General features: G+C 35.6%; 22 protein-coding genes and 1 riboswitch. All 22 genes read right to left on the reverse strand.

Translation table 11 applies throughout. The annotated features are described in order from the left end of the window. Positions 1–171: 171 nt before the first annotated feature. Positions 172–1,413, reverse strand: coding sequence for a competence/damage-inducible protein A (locus ACY9Z2_RS05190; protein ID WP_463608552.1), 1,242 nt, complete (start codon positions 1,411–1,413; stop codon positions 172–174). Continuing rightward, positions 1,413–1,991 (reverse strand): CDP-diacylglycerol--glycerol-3-phosphate 3-phosphatidyltransferase, encoded by a 579-nt coding sequence (pgsA, locus tag ACY9Z2_RS05195; RefSeq protein ID WP_463608553.1) that lies wholly within the window; start codon positions 1,989–1,991, stop codon positions 1,413–1,415. The genes ACY9Z2_RS05190 and pgsA overlap by 1 nt, the downstream gene beginning before the upstream one ends. A 77-nt stretch (positions 1,992–2,068) precedes the next feature. After that, positions 2,069–2,980, reverse strand: coding sequence for a helix-turn-helix domain-containing protein (locus ACY9Z2_RS05200; protein WP_463608554.1), 912 nt, complete (start codon positions 2,978–2,980; stop codon positions 2,069–2,071). A 17-nt stretch (positions 2,981–2,997) separates the two neighbouring features. Further along, complete coding sequence (locus ACY9Z2_RS05205; RefSeq protein ID WP_463608555.1) at positions 2,998–3,789, reverse strand: DUF3388 domain-containing protein; 792 nt, start codon at positions 3,787–3,789, stop codon at positions 2,998–3,000. Positions 3,790–3,966: 177 nt separating this feature from the next. Then, positions 3,967–4,224, reverse strand: a complete 258-nt coding sequence (locus ACY9Z2_RS05210) for a DUF3243 domain-containing protein (RefSeq protein ID WP_463608556.1) — start codon at positions 4,222–4,224, stop codon at positions 3,967–3,969. A gap of 117 nt (positions 4,225–4,341) precedes the next feature. After that, on the reverse strand, positions 4,342–5,058 hold the full coding sequence (gene ymfI / locus ACY9Z2_RS05215) for an elongation factor P 5-aminopentanone reductase (protein WP_463608557.1): 717 nt from the start codon (positions 5,056–5,058) through the stop codon (positions 4,342–4,344). A gap of 9 nt (positions 5,059–5,067) precedes the next feature. Further along, the gene (yfmH, locus tag ACY9Z2_RS05220) at positions 5,068–6,351 is read right to left on the reverse strand and encodes an EF-P 5-aminopentanol modification-associated protein YfmH (RefSeq protein WP_463608558.1); all 1,284 of its coding nucleotides are present in this window, start codon (positions 6,349–6,351) and stop codon (positions 5,068–5,070) included. Between the two features lie 5 nt (positions 6,352–6,356). Beyond that, entirely contained in the window at positions 6,357–7,637 is a 1,281-nt protein-coding gene (gene yfmF, locus ACY9Z2_RS05225) for an EF-P 5-aminopentanol modification-associated protein YfmF (protein ID WP_463608559.1), read from the reverse strand. A 212-nt stretch (positions 7,638–7,849) separates the two neighbouring features. Next, positions 7,850–8,809: an ABC transporter permease gene (locus ACY9Z2_RS05230; protein WP_463608560.1), complete on the reverse strand. Its 960-nt coding sequence runs from the start codon at positions 8,807–8,809 to the stop codon at positions 7,850–7,852. Beyond that, positions 8,809–9,855 (reverse strand): ABC transporter permease, encoded by a 1,047-nt coding sequence (locus tag ACY9Z2_RS05235; RefSeq protein WP_463608561.1) that lies wholly within the window; start codon positions 9,853–9,855, stop codon positions 8,809–8,811. The genes ACY9Z2_RS05230 and ACY9Z2_RS05235 overlap by 1 nt, the downstream gene beginning before the upstream one ends. Continuing rightward, positions 9,845–11,380 (reverse strand): ABC transporter ATP-binding protein, encoded by a 1,536-nt coding sequence (locus ACY9Z2_RS05240; protein ID WP_463608562.1) that lies wholly within the window; start codon positions 11,378–11,380, stop codon positions 9,845–9,847. The genes ACY9Z2_RS05235 and ACY9Z2_RS05240 overlap by 11 nt, the downstream gene beginning before the upstream one ends. Positions 11,381–11,527: 147 nt before the next feature. After that, on the reverse strand, positions 11,528–12,637 hold the full coding sequence (locus tag ACY9Z2_RS05245; RefSeq protein ID WP_463608563.1) for a BMP family lipoprotein: 1,110 nt from the start codon (positions 12,635–12,637) through the stop codon (positions 11,528–11,530). 100 nt (positions 12,638–12,737) lie between these two features. Next, positions 12,738–13,463 (reverse strand): GntR family transcriptional regulator, encoded by a 726-nt coding sequence (locus tag ACY9Z2_RS05250; protein WP_463608564.1) that lies wholly within the window; start codon positions 13,461–13,463, stop codon positions 12,738–12,740. A 297-nt stretch (positions 13,464–13,760) separates the two neighbouring features. Further along, positions 13,761–16,064, reverse strand: a complete 2,304-nt coding sequence (locus tag ACY9Z2_RS05255; protein ID WP_463608565.1) for a DNA translocase FtsK — start codon at positions 16,062–16,064, stop codon at positions 13,761–13,763. Between the two features lie 770 nt (positions 16,065–16,834). Continuing rightward, a complete protein-coding gene (locus ACY9Z2_RS05260) occupies positions 16,835–17,044 on the reverse strand; it encodes a YlzJ-like family protein (RefSeq protein ID WP_463608566.1) in 210 nt (69 codons plus the stop codon). Further along, positions 17,041–17,784: a ClpP family protease gene (locus tag ACY9Z2_RS05265; RefSeq protein ID WP_463608567.1), complete on the reverse strand. Its 744-nt coding sequence runs from the start codon at positions 17,782–17,784 to the stop codon at positions 17,041–17,043. Before ACY9Z2_RS05265 ends, ACY9Z2_RS05260 begins: the two co-directional genes overlap by 4 nt. Positions 17,785–17,881: 97 nt before the next feature. Then, positions 17,882–19,114 (reverse strand): aspartate kinase, encoded by a 1,233-nt coding sequence (dapG, locus tag ACY9Z2_RS05270; protein WP_463608568.1) that lies wholly within the window; start codon positions 19,112–19,114, stop codon positions 17,882–17,884. Positions 19,115–19,153: 39 nt separating this feature from the next. Beyond that, on the reverse strand, positions 19,154–19,756 hold the full coding sequence (gene dpaB / locus ACY9Z2_RS05275) for a dipicolinate synthase subunit B (RefSeq protein WP_463608569.1): 603 nt from the start codon (positions 19,754–19,756) through the stop codon (positions 19,154–19,156). Then, on the reverse strand, positions 19,753–20,637 hold the full coding sequence (gene dpaA, locus ACY9Z2_RS05280) for a dipicolinic acid synthetase subunit A (RefSeq protein WP_463608570.1): 885 nt from the start codon (positions 20,635–20,637) through the stop codon (positions 19,753–19,755). The genes dpaB and dpaA overlap by 4 nt, the downstream gene beginning before the upstream one ends. 226 nt (positions 20,638–20,863) lie before the next feature. Further along, a riboswitch (SAM riboswitch) is annotated at positions 20,864–20,964 on the reverse strand. Positions 20,965–21,599: 635 nt separating this feature from the next. Further along, a complete protein-coding gene (locus tag ACY9Z2_RS05285) occupies positions 21,600–21,833 on the reverse strand; it encodes a YlmC/YmxH family sporulation protein (protein ID WP_463608571.1) in 234 nt (77 codons plus the stop codon). A gap of 81 nt (positions 21,834–21,914) precedes the next feature. Further along, complete coding sequence (locus ACY9Z2_RS05290) at positions 21,915–23,138, reverse strand: M16 family metallopeptidase (RefSeq protein ID WP_463608572.1); 1,224 nt, start codon at positions 23,136–23,138, stop codon at positions 21,915–21,917. A gap of 29 nt (positions 23,139–23,167) precedes the next feature. Then, positions 23,168–24,127: a polysaccharide deacetylase family protein gene (locus ACY9Z2_RS05295; RefSeq protein WP_463608573.1), complete on the reverse strand. Its 960-nt coding sequence runs from the start codon at positions 24,125–24,127 to the stop codon at positions 23,168–23,170. Between the last annotated feature and the right edge of the window lie 143 nt (positions 24,128–24,270).

The raw sequence follows: 24,270 nt of genomic DNA on the forward strand, positions 1-24,270 counted from the left end.
GAACCTCCTTTAACTAACTATATCTATCATACATTGTTTTATATCATTTGCCAAGACTAAAATCGAATAAATGTTCTCATTTCTAGATTGATATTTTACCTAAAATTAAATTAAAGCGAATCAATAATAAAGGAAAATAGATTTTTGTAATAAGAAAACGCTTTGAAAATACTATTTTAGGAAGTTGTATAAAAGTTCGTAACCCTTCCAGACTGCTCTACGACGGATTGATTGACGATTTCCACTAAATACAAATTTCTCAAATTGCTTTCGTCCTGTATCATCAACAATTCCTATAAAAACAGTTCCAACTTGATGTCCTTCAACACTTTCTGGACCTGCAACGCCCGTAAAGCTTATTCCAATTGAAGTATCCATAACGGATCGGATATTTGTTGCTAACGACTCCGCACAAGCTTCACTTACTACACCTATTTCATTTGTAACTTTTTTTGGAACATGTAGTACGTTTTCTTTAATTCTAGTATCGTAGCAAACAATTCCACCTGGACAAACTTGTGAGGCACCTTCAACACCTATCAATCGTTCAACAAACATTCCGCCTGTCAAGCTTTCGGCTGCTGCTACAGTTTTTCCCTTATCTTTTAATAATTGGTATATTTTTTGTTCAATTTTTTCATCGTTAACACCATACAAATGACCGCCAACTTTGTTTATAATTTGTTTCTTTGCTTGATCAATCAATGATCTTGCTTCTTCAAGTGTGGTAGCTTTTGCTGTTAATCGAATAGCTACTCCCTCTGTTTGAGCAAGTGGAGCAATCGTTGGGTTGGTCTGTTCTGATATAATATCGTGTAATTGATGCTCTAACTGCGCTTCACCAATTCCTATAAATTGAAGCATCGTTGACTCTATAATTGTTTTTTCTTTAAACAATTGGACAAGATTCATCATTGCATCCCGGAAAAGTTGCTTCATTTCTTTTGGAACTCCAGGTAAAAAAATCCAAACCTTTCCGTTGTAATGTAAAAACATTCCTGGAGCCATACCAACCTTATTTTCAATGACGGTTGCCCCTTCAAATACCCTAGCTTGTTTTCGATTATTAGGTGTCATTGTTATACCTTGTCTTATAAAATATGACTCAATTTTTTCCATCGAATGCTGATGCTCAATCATTGACAACCCAGTTAAATGTTGAAAAGCTTCTCTTGTTAGGTCATCATCGGTTGGGCCTAAGCCTCCGGTTATTACGATTACATCAGATCTATTATTAGCAAGTTCGAACTGGTTTTTTACTCTTAATAAATTATCACCAACTACACTATGATGCAGTACATTTACACCATGCACTGCAAGTTCTTGTGAAATCCATTGTGCATTTGTATTGGAAATTTGACCAAGTAATAGTTCCGTTCCTACGGCAACAATTTCAGCATTCAATTCTTTCATTACTTAGAGTCCCTCATCACATTCCAGTTTTTAGCAAAATAATCATATCCAGAAATTACAGTTATAATTAATGCGGCATATAACGCAATAATATCAAAGCGGAATCCAACATACGAAAATGGAAAATTATGAAGTAATAAAGCTGAGATTGCAACTATTTGTATCCATGTTTTTAATTTACCCATTTGACTAGCAGCAAGAACAATTCCTTCGCCCGCTGCGACAAGACGTAATCCTGTTACTGCAAACTCTCTACTTATGATCAATATGACAACCCATGCTGGCGCAAGTCCTAATTCAACTAGTAAAATAAGAGCAGCAGACACTAATAGTTTATCTGCTAACGGATCTAAAAATTTCCCAAGATTAGTGACTAAATTATATTTTCTCGCATAGTATCCATCAATCCAATCCGTTGTCGATGCAACAATAAATAATAATGCTGCGACCAGATGTGATACAGGTAATACTGCATTACCAATTTCTATTTCTCCCCAATCAAAAGGTATTGAAAGTAAAAGTATAAAAATAGGAATGAGTAAAATTCGTGAAATTGTAATTTTATTTGGTATATTCATTTTTATCCTCCTAAAAACATTATTATCTATAAAACCCTTCCTCAAGTTGATTAATGGAAGGGTTTTAAAGCATTATTTTATTCCTGTTTTGGATTGATATTAATCCAAATTTTTTGATGTACATATTCATTAGCATCAACCGGATATTCCAGCGTAACCCCATCGATAGTTATGGTTAGATCAGGTGCATTACCAATATTAAAATATATCCTCTCATCATCTGAGACATCTATTTCCTTCGGTGAGATCTCTGCTGAAAAAGGACCAGCAAAATACTGTTCTCCAGCTTCATTTGACATTGCAAGATAAGAATTACCATCTGATTCCAATACAACTTTAACTTCTTCACTTGCATTATTTAAATCAAAAGTAGATTCTGGACTTGTGCCTGAACCTGCTTCCACTAACTCTAATGTAGGTTCAACCGCATCGGATTCGGGTTCATCAGTAGGTGTTTCTGGCTGTTCCTCTTCAGTTGGTGTTTCATCTGTTGTTTCATTGTTACCTTGAGTCTCATCTTGCGTCGATTCACCTGGATCATAAATAATTTCATTATTATCTGGTGTGTCAACTTGATCGGCTGGGTCTTCACCCGATGATTTAGATATGAAATACCAAGCAGCAAAAATAATCCCGATAATGAGCAGTATTACAATGATTGTCGGAAAAATAGAGAAAATTGCAGTATTCCTTGGCGAGTTACTATCTCTTCTAGAACGTTGTATGCGTGTATATTGTTCTGTATTCTCATCTTCTGCTTTGGGTACTTCTTCCTTATATTCATCTAAAAGTTCATTTGGATCCAATCCAACTGCAACCGCATATTCTTTAATAAAAGCGCGGGCATAGAATTTGCCAGGTAATACGTTAAAATTACCTTCTTCAATAGCAATAAGGTATCTTTTTTGGATCTTCGTTGTTTCCTGGACGCTTTCAAGTGACAAGTTTTGTGCCACTCGTGCTTCTTTTAATTTCGTTCCAATTTCCATAAGTAACACCATCCAATTTAAAAATCAAACATAGAAAAACCATCATCATGCGAAGATTGTTCCTTTTCAATCGGTTCGTATGTAATCTCTTCATCCTCATTACTACGCAATTCAATAATATAATCAAAATCATCCAGTTCATATTCTGTAGACTTAACGAACATATCCGGATGTTCTACTACCTTAATTGCAGGTAAAGCCATGATTTCTCTAATTAACTGCCAGTGTTTTTCATTCGCACGACGGGTTGATACTATTCCATCAATAATATAAATGTTATCATCGCTATATTCATCTCTAATTAATTGACTTCGAATGGTTTGTTTCAATAGTGTGCTGGAGACAAACAGCCAACGTTTATTTGCACATACACTTGCAGCAACAATTGACTCCGTTTTACCAACTCGTGGCATACCTCGTATTCCGATTAACTTATGACCTTCCTTTTTATACAATTCAGCCATAAAATCGACTAGAAGACCTAATTCGTCACGAACGAATCGGAATGTTTTTTTATCGTCAACGTCACTTTGAATATATCTGCCATGTCTAACCGCTAACTTATCACGTAATTTAGGTTTTCGAAGTTTTGTTATTTTAATCGTATCTGTCGTTTCTAAAATCGACCTTAATCGAGTAATTTGTTCATCTTTTTCAGATAATAATAGCATGCCTCGTCTGGAATTTTCGACACCATTAATCGAAATAATATTAATGGAAAGCATTCCTAATAAAGAAGAAATATCACCTAATAACCCAGGACGGTTGTATTGAATTTCATATTCAAGGTACCATTCCGTTTTTTCCATAATACACTCCTTTTTCTAACATGCTGCTTTTATGTTACCTAATTCATCCAGTAATTGCAATCTATCTATATTAATAATAAATGATTTTTTGTGCAGTGAAAAGAAGATTTCCTTTTCTATACGAAAAAAGAAGCTGAGATATTTCATCAGCTTCGATTCGCTACATTTTATTTCGTGTTATTGTGCGCCTTTGTTTTGAACTAACTTCACCATGGTACTAGCTAGTGCTTGTTTTTCTTCTTTAGAAGCAGCATTCCAGAGTTCTCTTAGAACTGCTTCTTCGTCATTTTTTGCATCGACACTTTTTGCAAGGTAATCCCCTACTTCATATGCTACGTTGTTAACCGCTTGTTGGCTCATTCCTTCTGATTGAGCTTGTTGTAAACGATTGGATAAAAAGTCTTTCCATGTATCAAAGTTATCTAAAACAGACATTACACATCCTCCTTTTAACTTGTTTTACATAAATAGTATTTGAAGATATAAATACTTTATACATATTAAGTTAAAAAGCATATGTATCTGTCTGGCGTCTATCTGAAACAAGAAGAATTACCATGCACCTTTTATATGAATAACTTCCCCTTGGATATAGTTTGACCTATCATCCAACAAAAAGCTGACCGTGTGCGCTATCTCTATTGGGAGCCCAGGTCGATTAATTGGGATCTGACTAATAATTGAATTTCTCTCATCTTCTGACAAATGATGGTTCATTTTCGTCTCGATAAACCCTGGACTTAACGCATTGACTGAAATACCACTTATAGCTACTTCCTTTGCTAAAGCTTTAACAAAAGTGTTTTGTGCACCCTTTACTGAAGAATACATTACCTCATTACTTGCTCCAATATCACCCCAAATGGATGTAATTAAAATAATCGATCCATTTCTTCTTTGAATCATCGCTGGTAGTAACTGATTAACAATCATCCACGGTGCCTTAACATGTAAAGTAAGCATTTCATCCATTTCCAGTTCTGTAGCATCTTGAAATAAAGAATGATGCCCCTTTCCACTTGCAAAAATAACACTATCTACGTGAAAAACTAATTGTGATATCAGGTAGTCAATACCTTCTTTCCGACTAAGATCAGCACTAATCTCAGCAAGGATTTTTTCCTGACCAATCTGTTGTCGTAAAAGCTCTAACCCTTTACTATTTTTGTGAAAGTGAAGAATTAATTGAGCACCTTCGTCCGCTAATTGTTGAGCTATCGCTATACCTATATCACCACTTGCTCCAATAATTAATACATTTTTCCCCATTCTATCTCCCTATTCCGCTTCAATTTTAAATACGGTTAACTGTTCTTCATGAATCCAATCCTTCATGAAATTTGACATTTCCTCATAGCTTAAGCTTTGAAGTCTTGCTATAATTTGAAATAAGTCAATTCCATTTGAATGATAGTAAATATATTTTTTAGCAATAAATTCAATCGAATTCATTGCACGTAATAACTGACCAATGTGCTTTTTTTTCATACGATTAAAATCGGTCTCTGTTATGTTGATGCTTTTTATACTTAACAACATTTCCTTCACCTTTTGAGCGAATACATCGGGCTTTGAAGTGCTTCCACCGATTATGGCATAACCAAACCCATTTTCATTATTTGATTCAAAGGAAAAACTATTATCGATAATTCCTTCTTCGTATAGTTGTTGATAAAAAGATCCACCCTCCGAAAAATAAAAATCCAATAGCATGCTTTGAAGCAAGTCATTTAGAAGAAAGGTGTCTGAATCAGTTTCTGTCACTATCCCTTTAATTCCAACTGAGCATTTTGGAATGGATACAGGCATTTTTAAAGTCATTTCTTTTTTAAATACATCGCGTGGTTCCTCTGGCATTACTCGCTCAATTTGTTGTGAAGGCAAAAATTTCTTCGCAGATTGATTCTGTTTAATGAGTTGCATAATTTTTTTCTCTTCGAAATTTCCTGCAATGAAAAGAGTCATGTTATCGGGATGATAAAACGTTTCATAACACGTATACAAATCCTCTTTTGTAATTTTTGAAATTGATTTTTCCGTTCCAGCGATATCAACTTTTACTGGATGTTGGTGAAACATATTCTGAATTGTTCCCATGAAGGCACGCCATTCTGGTTGATCATCGTACATTGTTATTTCCTGTCCGATTATTCCTTTTTCTTTTTCAACCGATTGATCGGAGAAATATGGCTCCTGTACAAAATCTAACAATGTTTGTAGGTTTTTTTCAATTTGATTAGTAGCTGTAAACAAATATGCAGTTGTTGTAAAGGACGTAAACGCATTTGCTGAAGCGCCTTGTTTACTAAAGTCAGCAAACACGTCGTGATTTTCCTTTTCGAAAAGCTTATGTTCTAAGAAATGTGCTATCCCCTCTGGTACCGTGATAGCTTCTTGTTTATCCCTCGGGACAAAAGAGAGATCAACAGAACCGTAGTTGGTAGAAAAAATCGCAAATGTTTTCGATAACATTGGTTTTGGTAATAAGAATACCTGTAATCCATTAGGTAATTGTTCCATAATTAAATTTTCATGAATATCATCATAATTTTTTGTTTTCATTGTAATCACTCCTCTCCTTGTTTTGTAAGCAGGAATGTCGTGTCTTCCCTAATTGTTTTTGACACTTCGATAATTTCTTCCTTCGCCACCTTTTTAATACTTTCGATTAATTCATCTGGTGTCAAAGAATAGTTCGCTACTTCCTGTTGATAGAGCATTTCGATAATTCCTTGAGAATGATCTAACGTTTCTAACAGTTGATTTACAATTAATTCTTTTGTAGCTTCCATATCATCTGCAGTAAATTCTCCGTTTTTCATCGCTATCAGTTGTTCGTCAATGATTTCCTTTGCCTTTTTAAAATCCTTTGGAGCAATCCCACTAAATACAAACAATAAGCCTTTATGGCTCTCTAAACGGGAGGCTGCATAATATGCCAGACTATTTTTTTCCCGGACGTTCACAAATAATTTCGAATTAGGAAACCCTCCAAATAACCCGTTAAATACTTGTAGAGCAGCATACAGTTTATCACTATAGGTACAATTTGTCCGATAGCCAATATGTAATTTTGCTTGTTGTACGTTCTGCTTTTCAGTAATCACTTTTGCTGCTCTTTCTTGTTTTGCTTCTTCTAATTTGGGTAATTGTTTCTGTGAAGCATTCGCCTTAGTAAACGTTGATGCAATTAAATTAGACATTTGTGACTCATTAAATTCACCTAAAACGTAAAAATCCAACTTATCTTCTGCTAATATCGACTGATAGTAAGAATATAATGACGATCCATCTATAGATGGTAAATCATCAATGTAGCCATGAACATGTGTATTGTATACTTCATCTTCACACATCTCATCTACTAAACGCATATTAGCATAGCTCATTTTATCATCAAGGATTGAATGAATTTTTTGTGTTAGTGTTTCTTTTTCTCTATTTACAACAGTTCTATTAAAACTGTCGTCGGTAACGTTAGGCTCATATATAACTTCTTTTAATAGCTTAATCGATTCTTCAATCAAATCAGATTCGTTTTCTAAAAATCGTTGATTTGGAATTTCTAAACGGAAAGAAATAATGTGATAATTACCTTTCTTAGTTCCATCAATCGAGAGCACTGCTCCATACAAATCATCTAATTTTTGATGTAATTCACTTCTGCTGCCATATTTCTTTGTTCCTTGCTGCAGAACATATGGCAAAATTGCGCGTTTGGTAATCGTAGATCGATCTAACGGCGCCATAAATTTTACAACAAAATTTAATGTTTTAAACTTTTTACTTGGTACGAGGTGTAGATTTAAACCATCTGATTCCACTATTTTTTCATCCACCTGATTCATAAAAACAACTCCAAACTATATTGTTTTTTTACCTTATTCGTAGTATTAACCATTTATATTATTACCATTATCCTTTTTTTACTATATTAGAAAACTTTGCTTATCGCAAAGGATTAACGATCAAGTTGCACATGTTCTGATATCCTAAAAACTTATATATTTCTTCCAGTAAAAAAAACTGACCTGCTATATAAGCAAGTCAGTTAAAATAGTTATCTATTCCCTTTAATATAAGGTATGCCATTCGCTTTTGGTGCTTCGGCACGCCCAATAAATCCAGCTAAGGCAAGGATTGTTAGCACATATGGTGCAACTAGCAAGAATACTTGTGGTACATCTTCTAGTAGCGGAATACCCGCACTAATTACACTTAAGCTTTGCGCGAAACCAAAGAATAATGCTGCACCCATTGCACCTAATGGATGCCATTTACCAAAGATTACTGCTGCTAACGACATAAATCCTTGACCGACAATAGTTGCGTGTGAAAAGTTTAGTGCAATTGTTAATGCAAATACGGAACCTCCAAGTCCCCCCATTGCACCAGACAATATTACAGCAACATAACGCATTTTGTAAACGCCAATACCGTTTGTATCAGCTGCCATTGGATGTTCACCTACAGCACGTAATCGCAAACCAAATGGCGTTTTATACAATACGTACCAAGCAACAAACGCTAATACGATTGCTAAATATGAAGTTAAATAAATACCTTGAAATAGTATTGGTCCAATAACTGGAATTTCACTTAATACAGGAATATCAGTTGTATAGAATGGTTTACTAACCATGTCTGTTTGACCTTTATCGTACCATTGCTTAGTTAAGAATACACCTAACCCTAACGCAAGAAAGTTAATAGCTACCCCACTTACAACCTGGTCGGCCCGGAATGTAACCGAAGCAACTGCATGGATTATCGAGAAAATAGCAGAGACAATCATTGCTACTAGAATGGAAACCCATGGAGTCCAAGCACCCAGTGCGTCGGCAAAAGTAAGGTTAAATACAACACCTACAAATGCACCCATAACCATTAAACCTTCAAGCCCAATATTAACTACTCCAGAACGCTCACTAAATACACCACCAAGTGCAGTGAAAATAAGAGGGGCAGAAAAGAATAGTGCTGGCGGAATTATCGATTGTAATAGATCTACAATATTCATTATTTACCCTCCTTTTTGAAGCGAAGAATAGCCCATCTAATAATATAGCTTGATGCGACAAAGAAAATAATTATAGCAATAATAATGTCTACAAGCTCTGATGGAACATCTGCTGCAAGTGGCATATTTAATGCTCCAACTTTCAAAACACCAAATAAACAAGCAGCAATTATGACACCAATTGCTGTATTAGCTCCCAAGAGTGCAACAGCGATACCATCAAATCCTAAATTGGTAAATCCAGATTGAACGGACATATAACCAAAAGTACCTAATCCTTCAGTTGCTCCTGCAAGTCCAGCAAAAGCACCTGAGATGACCATTGATAAAACAATATTTTTCTTTACGTTCATTCCGGCATACTTAGATGCATGTTGGTTAAATCCAACAGACCGTAATTCATATCCTGTAGTCATTTTTTCAATAATAAACCACATAACTAATGCTGCGAATAAGGCTAGCAAAATTCCATAGTGCATACGGGAATAGAATGTTATCTGTTGTAACCATTCAGAAGCCATTGAAGCACTTGCTGGAATCGTTTCAGTTGAATCCTTTGAATCTGTCAATACATTTCGAATGATTGCATTTGTCATATATAGTGCAGTGTAATTTAACATAATAGTGACGATTACTTCGTGAACTCCAAGCTTCGCCTTTAATATACCAGGAATGAATCCCCATAATCCCCCTGCAACTGCTGCAGCCAATATGGCAAGTGGTAAATGAATAATCATTGGAGCGTCTACAGCAAGACCAACCCAAATGGCAGCTAGCCAACCAACGATTACTTGTCCTTCTGCACCAATATTAAATAGCCCAGTTCGAAAAGCAAATGCAACTGCAAGACCAGTTAAAATATATGGTGTAATTTGTCTAACTGTTTCACCTAAAAAGTATAAATCTCCAAATGCTCCGTTCCATAAAGCAACATATCCATCGATAGGATTATAACCGAAAACGAGCATAAGAATAGCACCTGAAATTAATCCTAAAATTACTGATATTACTGGTACCAAAATATTAAATAGTCGATTAGATGTCATTCTTTTCACCTGCCTCCGCTTTCGTGCTTCCAGCCATAAGTAAACCTAATTCCTGTTCATTTGTATCCTCTGGCTTAACATTGGCAACAATTTTTCCATCAAACATTACTGCGATTCGATCACTTACATCCATAACCTCATCGAGTTCGAAGGATACTAAAAGTATTGCTTTTCCTTTATCCCGTTCTTCTACAAGTTTACGATGAATAAATTCAATAGCCCCAACGTCTAGCCCACGAGTAGGTTGAGCAGCAATTAGTAAATCAGGAGATCGATCAATTTCTCGGCTAATGATTGCTTTTTGTTGATTTCCACCGGAAAGTGCTCGAGCTTTTGTATGCACACTAGGCGTACGAACATCATATTCGTCTACAAGCTCTTGCGCTTTCTTATAAACGTCATTGAAACTGAGAATCTTATTTTTAGAATATGGTTTTTTATAATACGTCTGTAATACGATATTTTCGGCTACAGGAAAATCTAATACTAACCCATATTTATGACGATCCTGCGGAATATGTCCTACACCGCTTTCGGTCACTTTCCGAGGCTTAAAGTTTGTAATATCTTTACCGCTTACTTTAATGGTACCTGACTGAGACTTCGTGAGTCCTGTTATTGCTTCTATTAATTCTGACTGACCATTCCCATCTACTCCAGCAATCCCAACAATTTCACCAGCTCGTACTTCCAAATTCAAATCTTTTACAATATTTACTTTTCTGGAATCCTTCACATTTAAATTGGTAATTTCCAATACTACATTTGATGGCTCAGCAGGCTTCTTTTCTGTTTTAAAATTGACATCGCGACCAACCATCAGGGAAGCAAGTTCCGTAACATTTGTTTCACTAACGTTAACTGTTCCAATTCCTTTACCTTTACGGATAACAGTACAGCGATCACAAACTTGCATAATTTCTTTCAATTTATGCGTAATTAGAATAATAGATTTACCTTCTCTTATTAATGAATGCATAATTTCAATTAATTCCGTAATCTCTAATGGTGTCAGAACGGCAGTTGGTTCGTCAAAAATTAAAACATTTGCCCCACGGTATAATGTCTTTAATATTTCAACACGCTGTTGCATACCAACAGAAATATCTCGAATCTTAGCTTTAGGATCTACTTTCAGACCATAACGATCAGATAGCTCTTGAACCTCTTTTTCCGCTTTCTTTAGGTCTATCTTTCCACTTTTGGTTGGTTCACTTCCTAGAATGATATTTTCGGTAACAGTGTAGGTATCTACTAACATAAAATGCTGATGAACCATACCGATCCCAAGTTTAGTAGCAACGTTTGGATCAGTTATGTTTACTTTCTCACCGTTATAACGTATTTCACCTTTTTCCGGCTGATATAATCCAAATAATACGTTCATTAAGGTTGATTTACCTGCACCATTTTCTCCTAGCAATGCATGTATTTCACCCTTTTTCAATTGGACTGTAATATCATCGTTGGCAACAATGCCTGGAAACTCTTTTCGTATATTTAGCATTTCTACTACATAATCCAAGTTATTCACTCCCCTAATAAAAACAATTCTATTTAACAAATTCTTGAAAGATCACCAAATGAAAAGGGCCGGAATCTTACCTCTTCATTTGATGATTTTCAAACGTAATAGTGATAAAAGGCTGGAATATCCAGCCTTTTTTACCACTTATAAGGATTCTACATACGCTTCTGTTTCTTCACGTGTTTGTGGAACTTCAACTTCACCATTTACGATTTTTTCTTTCCAAGCTTCGATTTCTTTTATGATTTCTTCCGTTAATGCTTCTTCGTTTGTTCTTGCAACAGAAACACCATCATCTTCTAAACCATAAGCAAGAACTTCTCCACCTGGGAACTCACCGTTCATTGCTTTGTTAGCAACGTCTTGTACTGCAATGTCAACACGTTTAACCATTGAAGTAAGGGTAACGTTGTGATCCCCAATTTGTCCTTCGTCATACTGGTCACGGTCAACACCGATTACCCAAATATCTTTTTCTGGGTTATTTTTCTTAATATCTTTCGCCTGTGCAAATACACCGTTTCCAGTAGCACCAGACGCATGGTAGATAACGTCAATACCATCATTGTACATACTAGCTGCAATTAGCTTACCATCATCTGGAGCATCAAATGCACCTGCATATTGTACTTCAACTACGATGTCTGGATTTACTGATTTTGCTCCAGCAATATAACCAGATTCGAATTTGTTAATTAACTCAGAGTCTGTTCCACCTACGAAACCAATTTTGTTTGACTTTGTTTTCATCGCTGCAGCTACACCAACTAAGAATGAGCCTTGATGCTCTTTAAAAGTAATGCTCGCAACGTTTGGTGCTTCTACTACAGAGTCAACAATACCGAATTTAGTATCAGGATATTGTTTAGCAGATTTTTTAATTGCGTCAGCTAATTTATAACCGATACCATAAATTAAGTCATAGTCTTGACGAACTAGACGTGTGATATTTGGTAGGTAGTCAGCATCTTCGTTTGACTGGATATAATCATACTGCTCACCTTTTTTAAAACCATGCTCTTCGCCCCATGCTGTTAAACCTTCCCATGCTGATTGGTTAAATGATTTATCATCTACTCCACCAACATCCGTTACCATTCCTGCTTTAAAATCACCATTCTCAGCTGATTTTTCACCATCAGATTTATTGCCTGAGTCTTTTGAACCTTCTTCAGAACCACCGCCACATGCAGCCAAAATTAATCCTAGGCTAAAAAGCATAGCAGCTAACAATAAAAATTTACGATTTTTCAATCTTAATACCCCCATTTTTAGTAGTAAATTATGACTATTTCAATCTTAAGCCTGTCCAGTTGTTGTTAACAACCACCTCCCTAAAGTAAACTGAAAACCCTTACATACGTTTCCGTAAAACATGAAAGCTAAATACGTCTGACCGGAAATAGTTTGCTGAATAGAGTACAGGTTCATCTTCTGTTGTGTAGTGCATTTGTTTTAGTAATAGCAGAGATTGTTCAGGTTCACAATTAAGTATTTCGTATATACGATCATGGTAACCTATTGGTTCGATGTATGTAACCGCATACGAAATTCGTTTATTTGAATATTCCTCAATTAATTTAAATAAGGAATCTTCTCTGTGAACGCGGTCTAATGGTATTATTCCCTCTGGCACCTTATCAATACAAAAAACTACAGGTTGATCGTCCGCTGTTCGTACTCGTTCAATTTGTGCAATTGTATGTAATTTGGTGGGTAAGAACCTTTGCATATCTTCTTCCATTGGTTCTAAGAGCTCAGTGGAAAGGTATTGAGAGCCAGGTGTTCTACCAGAATTGACAATCATCGAGGTCACACTATTAAGTTGCTCAATGCCAGATGAAAATATTGGTTTTGGATTTACGAATGTTCCTACACCATGTTTTCTTGTTACTACATTTTCTTCTTCTAAAATGCGTAAAGCTTCCCTTAATGTAGCTCGTGAAACGCCTAGTTGTTTTGACAATTGGAATTCTGAAGGCAATTTCTCTTTTTCTTTATACTTTTCTGTTTGGATATCACGTTTTATTTCTTCAATCACTTGTAGATATAAATGGCGCGAATCAGTTTTAATCGACATTTTGACCTCCTAGGTTACACACATGCTAGGATAAAGAGATCTGACATCTGACGTATGACTCTTTTGTCCGAAATAAATATAACACTTTTCCCTCCATAAATAAACACTATAGGTCAAATTTCTTAAAAAATTTATCACTTTTTTTCATTTTCAATCTATTTTTCTTCGATCTATATTTTTTCACCAAGTTTTCCCGAACGTTATCCAAGAGAATATATTATTTTTATACATCAACATATAATCTCAAAAAGAGGCAGTTATAGTCTATATAAACTATAACTGCCTTGTCATTTGGTTTTATGATGATCTCTCTTCTGACGATTGAGAAATTAAAACTGTCCTTGGTTTACTTCCTTCATAAGGTCCGACAATTCCCCTATCTTCCATAGCATCGATTAATCGTGCTGCTCTTGTATAGCCAATTCGAAACCTTCTTTGTAACATCGAAACACTAGCACTTTGCATTTCTATAATTAACGCAACTGCATCATCAAATAGTTCATCATCAACATCAGATTGAACCTCACTTGTTTCTTCTGGAATCATTTCCTCTTGATAAGAGGCTTTTTGTTGTTCAATACAATGATCGACAACTCGTTCTACTTCTTCATCTGATAAAAATGCTCCTTGAACCCTGGTTGGTTTGGAAGAACCTACAGGCATAAATAACATGTCACCTCGCCCAAGTAATTTTTCCGCGCCACCAGAGTCTAAAATAGTTCTAGAATCCGTTTGTGAAGAAACACTAAAAGCTATTCGTGATGGAATATTTGCTTTAATTACACCCGTAATTACATCAACTGAAGGGCGCTGTGTCGCAATAATTAAGTGAATTCCAGCAGCTCGTGCCATTTGAGCAAGTCTAGTAATTGCATCTTCAACATCATTTGAAGCAACCATCATTAAATCAGCTAATTCATCCACTAATACAACAATATAAGGTAAGTTGGGTTGCTTATCTTCCTCCTCAATTGTGTTGTTGTATTTGCGAATATATTCATTGTAACCTTCAATATTTCTGGTTCCAGTATCAGAAAATAGTTCATACCGTCTTTCCATTTCGGCAACTACCTTTTTTAAGGCTCTGGAAGCTTTCTTAGGATCGGTCACAACAGGAGCAAGTAAATGTGGAATCCCGTTGTATACGTTTAATTCAACCTTTTTAGGGTCAATCATCATCATTTTTACTTCATGTGGTTTTGCACGCATAAGAATGGTTGTAATAATTCCATTTACACATACACTTTTCCCGCTTCCAGTTGCGCCTGCAATTAATAAGTGTGGCATTTTATTTAGTTCGGCAACAACTGCATCACCGGATATATCTCGTCCTAATCCGAATAAAAGCTTAGAAGATTTTTTGGTTAGTGTACTATCAACTACTTCACGTAATGAAACCATCGCAACTTCTGTATTCGGTACTTCAATTCCTACCGCAGACTTTCCTGGAATAGGCGCCTCAATTCGGATATCCTTTGCCGCTAAAGCTAAGGCTAGATCATCATGAAGACCCACAATTTTACTAACCTTAACCCCTGCCTCAGGATAAACCTCATATTTAGTAACAGCTGGTCCAACATGTACTTTTGTTACTCTTGCCTTCACTCCAAAACTATTGAATGTTCGTTCTAACTTTCTCACAGTTGCCTGGATATGTGATTTTTCATGTTGTTGTGAGTTATGTGTTGGTTCGGTAAGTAAATCAATAGCTGGTAATTCATATTCGTAATTCTCAGGCTCAGTCATTGGCATGGAACCTGTAAGATCTACATCTGTTTCTTGTACGTTTTCACCTTGCTCAGGTTCTTTTGATTCTGGCTGTACGGTTTGTTTTGACTCTGTTTTTGGATCAAAAGAGTACGCTACATCGGTAAAGTCTTGAATTACCGGTTCTTCTATCAGCTCATCAGGTTCTTCTTCGTTAATTTGTTCATTAGCTTTTTCCTCTTTTTTAGCATCCCTTTTTTCTTTTGCTCGTGTTTTAGACTTTTCTTTAATTGACCTTACTTTTCCGCCAAGTTTCTTTGTAAAATCTCCCATTGAGAATTCAGTCATGAATATAATTCCTGTTAAGATAGAAAAAATAGCTACAATTTTAGCTCCAATAGAAGAAAATAAATAATAGCAAAATGAGAATAAAATAGCTCCAATCATTCCACCACCAGCTTGAATCAATTCACCTGGACCATTTACATATGTAAAAAATCTACTCCAAGTCGCCTTAATAATAGACGTTTCTTCTGTTCGTAAAAGAAGCATCTCAAAGGTCTGAATATGTGTTAACAACAGAATTCCCGAAAATATAATATAAAATCCAATCATTTTTTTATGAGAGAAATCAGGATATCTTCGTTTTATGATTAAAATTATACCTGTAATTAATAGCAACAAAGATGCTATAAAATACCAAATCCCAAAAAAGAACTGAAATATATTTTCTAAAATACTAGGAACTGCTCCGTCACTTATCATTCCAGCACCGCTACCAAAAATAGCAATAAATATAAATAGCAGGCCAAGTAATTCGAATTTAACTTGTTTTTTCAATTGGCTTTTTCTTTTTTTTCTTTTTTTAGCCACTACTTTCACCTCAAATACCATTGTTATGGAATATGAAACCCTTGCCAGAATCTTGACAAGGGTGCTAACTTTGATATCCATGTATCTAAGGCTATTATAGCATAGATTTACATTGTAATCTCTTATAAATAAGGCTATTTTTCGTAAGGATTGTTGTGTAAGTTGTAAAATGCCAAAGTGGAAGTGAAATGCGAACTAGTGAAAATTTAAGTTTATGGTAACAGCAACGTTAATTTCTGCTGCAGGCAAGGTTAGTAAAGTAACATTTTCGAGCGTACTGGATAGATTCCTGCAGGATGTCAGCTAGCGGACACACGATCCCTTATTTGTGAAAAATAAGGATAAATGCGGTTGTTATCGGACTCAGGATTCCTTATTTGGGTAAAAACAGTTGAAAATCATGTTTTTTAGCTGAATAAGGAATCGTGTGTCCGTTATTCCTCAAAATAAAGGTAAAAAAGGTAAATAAGGCATCCTCAGTCCAATGCCAAGCAGTCGCTAGCCCCCCTACTTAGTTCGCAGTCTACGGATACTAAGAAAGTAGCGAAATTAAAATAGCGGACTCAGGATACCTTATTAAGTAAAAAAAGCCTGATCTCAACCTGTTTTTACCTAAATAAGGTATCCTGAATCCACTTAACCCATAAAACATGCCCGAAAAGTAAAAATAAGGGCTTCTGTGTCCGCTACTGATCAAAATTCAATCCCCGCTCTAACTTTTCAAGTGGGACGAAAGTTATATGATTCTTAAAATCGCCGTTACTAACAATAAACGCTTAACAAAAACTGAATTAACGAGAGGAAAGAATAGATCCTGGTTGATATTGAGGATCCATAAAATCATTCGGATTTGTTGATAACAACTGAACTACTCGGTAATTACCATCTTCATTTCTTTCCACATAAACAGACTTGTTTTGGTGATTAATTAATAACCGATTGGAATCCGCATTGTTGTCTGGGAAAATATCAGATTCAGCTAAAGGTGTGTAATGTATCATGTTTGATCCTCGCCTTCGTCAGGTTTTTCCGGTTTCGTTAAGGCAATTAATTCATTTACTTTTTGCATCGCTTCCCTAACGCCACCTACATCATCTATTAAACCATATTTGACAGCATCATTTCCAACAACGTTTGTTCCGATATCCCGAGTTAGATTCCCTTGGGCAAACATAAGCTCTTTAAATTTTTCTTCTTTTATTTTTGAATGGTTAATGACAAAATTAATCACCCTATCTTGCATTTTATCTAAATATTCAAATGTCTGTGGAACACCGATGACCATTCCAGTCAAGCGAATTGGATGAATCGTCATTGTAGCAGTAGGGACAATATATGAATGTGTTGTTGAAACTGCTATTGGTACACCTATTGAATGTCCGCCGCCTAATACGATGGACACGGTGGGTTTTGATATGGAAGCTATTAACTCAGACAAAGCTAGTCCTGCCTCTACATCTCCACCAACTGTATTAAGTAAAATAATTACTCCTTCAATTTTTGGATTCTGCTCAATAGCAATTAATTGAGGAATTAAATGTTCATACTTTGTTGTTTTGTTCTGTGCAGGCAACTGTATATGGCCTTCAACCTGCCCTATAATGGATAACACGTGAATATTTGAATCTGGTGATTGGGCCACATTTGATTGACCAAGCTGCTGGATTTTCTCCACTAAAGAAGATTTGTTTTCATCATCTTGTTGATTCTTATCTTTATCCATCGATGGATTGTTGTTCATTTACGGTCACTCCTCTAATTTATTATCCTTATTAATTACTAGTATGAACAATTCTAGCTTGTCCTATTAAAAAAACTGCTAACGAATTGTTAGCAGTTTAAAAACCAGTTATCAAATCTGGTTCAACTAATTGACTGAGATTAAAGGTTTCATGCAAAGCATTTACTGCTTTCAAGACATCATTTTCATGAATTAACACCCATATCGTAGTATGACTATCAGCTGATTGTAATATCTGAATTTCCTCTTCTGTAAGTGCGTGCACGATCTTAGAAGCAATGCCAGGTACTCCTGTCATCCCGGCTCCAACTACAGAAACTTTTGCGCAGTCTTCTATTACTTGTGGTTCAAATCCTAAATTTTCAATACAACTTACAGCTAAATCCGTGTGAATAGCAGGTATTGTAAATAATAATCCTGTTGGAGATATATTGATGAAATCTACCGAAATTCCCCCATCCGCTAGAACTTTAAATACTTCTGAATGAAGACGATGCATTTCTTCCCTTTCTTTTATTTTAATTTGAGTCATAGAGGTCATATGTGCAATACCTGTAATCAGTTGATCTGGAAGTTCGTGTATAGAATTGTTGGATACAAATGTGCCTGATTCTCTGGAATAAGTGGATCGCACATGGAGTGGTATATTTGCTTGCATTACAAGTTCAATTGCACGGGGATGAATAACTTTTGCACCCTGATATGCTAAATTACAAATTTCTGTATATGTCACCGATTTAAGTTGCCGAGCAGCTTTAACAATTCTCGGGTCAGCAGTCATGATACCATTTACATCGGTAAATATTTCTACTCTTTCGGCGTTAAGCGCAACACCGAGAGCAGCAGCGGTTGTATCGCTGCCACCTCTTCCAATTGTTGTTATTTCTCCAATTGATGTCTGGCCTTGAAAACCTGCAACAACTACTACATCATATTTTTCCAGCTCTTCTAGTAATCGAGATGTATCAATTCCTTTAATTTTTGCTTGCGTAAAATCTGAGGTAGTTAGAATTCCTGCTTGGGCACCTGTTAATGCAATCGATTTTAATTTATTTTTTCGAAGTTCGTTTGCTATTACAACACTTGCAATTGTTTCACCGCATGACAAAAGAAGATCAGTTTCACGACTTTCATGATAAGGTACATTTCGATCGATGAGACTTAATAACGTATCAGTAGCATATGGGTCTGGCATTCTACCTAATGCTGAAACAACTACAACTAGCTTAAAATTATTATTTTTTGCTTCTTTTATATGTTCGATGACTTTTGAAATACTTGCTGGTGATTGTAATGAAGTGCCTCCAAATTTTTGAACTAATAGTTTCATTTTTCCACCTCTGTCATACAACTAATTTCTATTTGGAGTCTATACTCCGCTATTTTCTTGATAAGGAACTATAACTGGTTGGATTTGTTCGAATAATAAAGCTGACTCAACTGTATCCACTAATGTATCCATATGTGCAACTAACGAATTTGGTTTCTTATACGGATCGTCTTGGCCATACGGTATAAAATAAATATATTTACTTGCCATTAAACGCATTAAGTTAACGCCGTTAAGTCCTAGTGCATCATTCGTCGAAATACCCAATACTACTGGCTTTTTATTTCGCATAGTTGCTTTAGCGGCCATCAGTACAGGGGAGTCTGTTAGAGCATTAGCTAGTTTACTCATCGAATTACCCGTTAATGGTGCGATAACCATACAATCCAACGGTTCTTTTGGTCCTAAAGGTTCTGCCTCTGGCATTGTAGTAATTACTTTTTTTCCAGTAATCGATTCAATCTTTTCGATATGATCAGCTGCATCACCAAATTTCGTATCTGTAGATCTCACGGTATACGTTACAATCGGCACGACCTCTGCACCAATCTTCATTAATTTCTCTAACTGTGGAAAAACCTGATCATACGTGCAATGTGATCCTGTGATACCAAAACCAATTCGTTTTCCTACTAAACTCATACTGTTTCCTCCTTACTCGTTATAAACTGTTTAATGACATCAGCCAAAATTCTACCCGCAGTTTTAGGGGCAACAATACTAGGTAAACTTTTCGCAAGTATTGCTTGAATCCCACGTTTTTCTGCATAGTCAAAATCTGTTCCACCTGGTTTAGATGCTAAATCAATAATCAATCCATGTGATGGTAAGTATTGAATTGATTCTTTCGTAATAACTTGAGATGGTATCGTATTAATTAAAATATCGCAGTCCGCTGTATTTTGTGACAGTTGATCAAAAGGAATGGCTTTAAAACCCATTTCCGTAATGCGTGCCAAATCTTCTGACTTTCTAGCGCATACTGCTACATTGGCACCTAGAGCAGCAAACTTATTCGCTACCGTTTTTCCGACACGACCATAGCCAACTACTAGTAAGTTAGCGGAATGAATCGTAAAATCAGTATGTTCAATTACCATCATAATTGTTCCTTCAGCAGTTGGAATTGAATTATATACTGCAATATCATCACGATCAAATAACTTTACAAGACGTCGATCTGTTTCATCTGTTATTGAAGTTAAATAGTCATTTGCTATGCCTGTAAATATAATTGCAGTACTTTTTAATTGTTGAACCCACTCTTTTGTTAATTGAATCGATTGATCGGAAAAAACAGGTTCAATCACTCCGTTATCATCAGTTCCTGTAACAGGTAAAACTACCATATCCAATTCACTTGGGTCTAGTTCAGAGAATTCTTTTTGTTTTAATCCTGTAAATCCTTGATCTAGATTATCAAAACCTATTAAATAAATAGTCGTATTTTCAACTTGTTGAAGTTGACGAATTAGTTCAATATATCTGGCATCTCCACCTATTACAGCTATTGAGTAACCCATTCGTTATACACTCCTTGTTATACAAATGCCTTTTTCAAATCATTTCTTTATAGCTTATGTGTTTCGCTTCGGTAAGTGAGTAATAGCTAAGAAAAAATTAGAAAAACTCGGTATTCACCTCACCTTATAGCGAATTCCGATGTATTTTCATATAAGATCTTTCTAACGTTATAAAAAAACCCTCTTCTCAAGTAAGAAGAGGGTTGGCTATTATGCTGATTTCCCTTTCTTATCTTCAAGCTTTACGCTTCTGGAATTAGCACAGTGTTTTATAAACCTGTTGCTGAGGTATCAAAGGGCCAGTCCCTCCACCTCTCTGGATAAGAAAAATTTCATATTAAAATGTTAAACAATACTCTACATTTAACAAGATAAAAAGTCAAGGTTATTTCTGAATATTAGCACGTTGTCAGAGTAAGCTGTAAGAAAAAAGCGCAAGCGACTTGAAAGACACGACAAGCATAAGCAGAACGCTGCAGTGTGGTGGTTTTTACCACACGGAAGTAGACTGTTTATGTCTCGAGTGTCCAGTCCGCTTGCGCTGGACAGATTTTATAGATTTTTATCTTTTAAAAAAGAGGCCAGGACAAAACTATTTTTATCAAAGAAAATCCGAACATAAGATAATTAGTGCAAATAACTCGCTCCGGAAATATACTCGCTTTCCGCGGGCGGCTGGTGAGCCTCCTTGCCCCGGCAAGGGGTATGCCGACGTTGTCCGCAAAGGACGTTTTTAGTCGGCCTTCCTTAATAGACGCACTGTGGGGTCTCACCAATGCCTGTCTTCCCGCAGGACAAGGAAAGCTACCCTGAAAAAGCATCGCACGCAGAAAAAGTGATTTTCTTTTTCAAGGAGTCTAAGTATATTTCCGGAGCTAATACAATTCATTGTTCGTTATTTAAATTAATAGTTTTAGTTTTGTCTCAGCCTCCTAACTAAATAAAATATGACGTGGCAAAAACTAGTCCGTTTCAATCATAATCATATCTTCTCCAATTTTTTTTATGGAGTTCCAATGAATTTTTGTTTCTGCTCCTTCTTTTTTTAAACCAAACCATTTGTAGTTAGGAATGATAAAAGACCTGATTTGACCAGTTCTCTCGTCAATTTCTAAATCCGTCGCACCAAGAACCCCGAGCCTAGAACCATGACTCACATTTACAATTTCTTTTCCACTTATTTCTTTATACCGCATTACACTCACCTCATTTTGTATCGGTATTATAAATATATGACAAAAAAAATAACCTATGTCATTGCATAGGTTATTTACTAACTAATTATTTTGTTTTGGTGCAATTAGTGCCGTTGATGGTTTTGTATTAAAAATGGTATCAATAATCTTACGAATAGAATCATGATTAACAGCATCAATTTCTTTTATCATGTCGTCAAGCGTGCGATGCCGTTTTAATAATAATTCATTTCTACCATTTCTGCTCATACGGCTGTTTGTACTTTCAAGACTAAGCATGAGATTTCCCTTAAGTTGTTCTTTACTATTTTTCAATTCTTTGTCAGTAAGACCATTCGTTATTAGTTCATTTACAGTGCTTGAAATGGTCTCCTGAAGTAGTGGTAACTGCTCTTTGCCAGTACCTGCATAAATAGTTAACAGTCCATTATCAAGAAACGAGGAATGATAAGAAAACACTGAATATGCTAACCCTTTTTGTTCCCGAACATCTTGAAATAGGCGTGAGCTCATACTACCTCCAAGAACATTGTTCATGATTACTAAGCTAAAGGTGTAATCATCACCAACTGGTAATCCGTTATATCCGATACATAAATGCGCCTGTTCAGTTTCTTTATTCCGCTCTAATTTACCAGCATGGAATTCAGGTTTAATCAATGGAGTTTTATCATGATCTGCTTCATATTTTCCAAAGCAAGACTCTACATTATCGATGAATGATTGATCAACGTTACCTGCGACAGAAATTACAACATTATCAGGCGTATATCTTTGCGTTATATAGGATCGAAGTGTATCTGGTTTAAATGACTTTAAGTGATTTTCCGTCCCTAATATTGGATAGCCCAATGAATGTTCACCATAAGATGCGCGTGATAATAAATCATGTACAATATCATCTGGTGTGTCCTCATACATCTTGATTTCTTCTAACACAACTTTCTTTTCACGTTCCATTTCATCTTCATCAAATGATGAATTAAAAAACATATCTGCAAGTATTTCTAATGCATAATCTTTATGGTTATCCAATACTTTCGCATAAAAACAAGTATATTCTTTAGATGTAAATGCATTTACTTGACCACCAATAGCATCAAACGCTTCAGCTATATCCTTCGCAGATCGCGTTTCAGTACCTTTAAAAAACATATGCTCTAGAAAGTGCGAAATTCCATTGTTTTTTTCTGTTTCATTTCGTGAACCTGTTAGTACCCATATGCCTATCGTTACTGATCTTACGGCAGGTATTTTTTCTTGGACAATTCTTAGTCCATTTTTACATGTATGTTTCTCAATCAATTGTTAGTCCTCCTATTTTACGCTCAATATTACCTATTTGATAACCGATTTTCTGACAGTAATTTTTCAACTGTACCAATTTGATAATTTTTTTCTTTAATTCCAGCGATAAGTTCATCCAACCCACGTACGATTGCATCAGTTGGATGCATTAAAATGGTTGCTCCAGGATGAAGCTTTGGCATTACTCGATTCATCATAACAGATACGGATGGATTCTTCCAATCAATGGTATCGACAGTCCATAGAATAGTATTCATTTTGTAGCCATCAGCTATTGCTACGACTTGGTTTGTAAAACTACCACTAGGTGGAGCGAATAATGTTGGCTTTTCGCCTGTTATTGCTTGTATTGTATCATTTGTACTTTTAATTTGCTCATGTATTTCTTGTTCAGAAATTCGCGTCATATCTGGATGGTTATATGCATGGTTACCAATAACATGGCCTTGTTCATCTATCATCTGCACATATTTCGCATTATTTTTTGCCCATTTTCCTTCAACAAAAAAAGTTGCTTTCACTTGATTTTCTTTTAATATTTTTAGTATTCCTGGAATTTTTTCGGTACCCCAGGATACATTAATTAAAAAAGATACCATTCGTTTATTCGCATTTCCACGATATATTGGAGCAGGTGGTAAATCATTTAATGATACCTCTGGAGAAATCTCATTGAAAACAAGTAGATTTTTATTAAATTCTCCCTCTTTTTTCATTTTTTCGTATGATTTATCAACATCGACTTCTCTGCCATTAAGACCAGGTATTTTTTTCCAAACTTTATCAATAACCGCGTTCTGAGGGGGGATTTTGAAGCCAGTACTCTTCTGCTGAATTTCAGTATATAATGGATCTTCTTTCTTTATTACTTGCTGAACATTAGAAAAGGTAGTAATTTTTTCCGATTTAAAAGGGTTCATTGGGTGATTAAACGATATAAAAATTAATAAAAAAAGTATAAGCCCTTGAATAACTAATCTATGCATACTCATTCCCTCCTCACATTCCATGATATGAAAAGAAAGGACAGGTTATGATAGAAAAACATAGGCAAGTTAAAAGCGAAAACTTTTCACACTTAATATTTAACAAATAAAAAAAGAAACTGGTTCTCCAGCCTCTTCATTCA

The organism is Virgibacillus sp. GM2-2 (genome assembly GCF_055329585.1).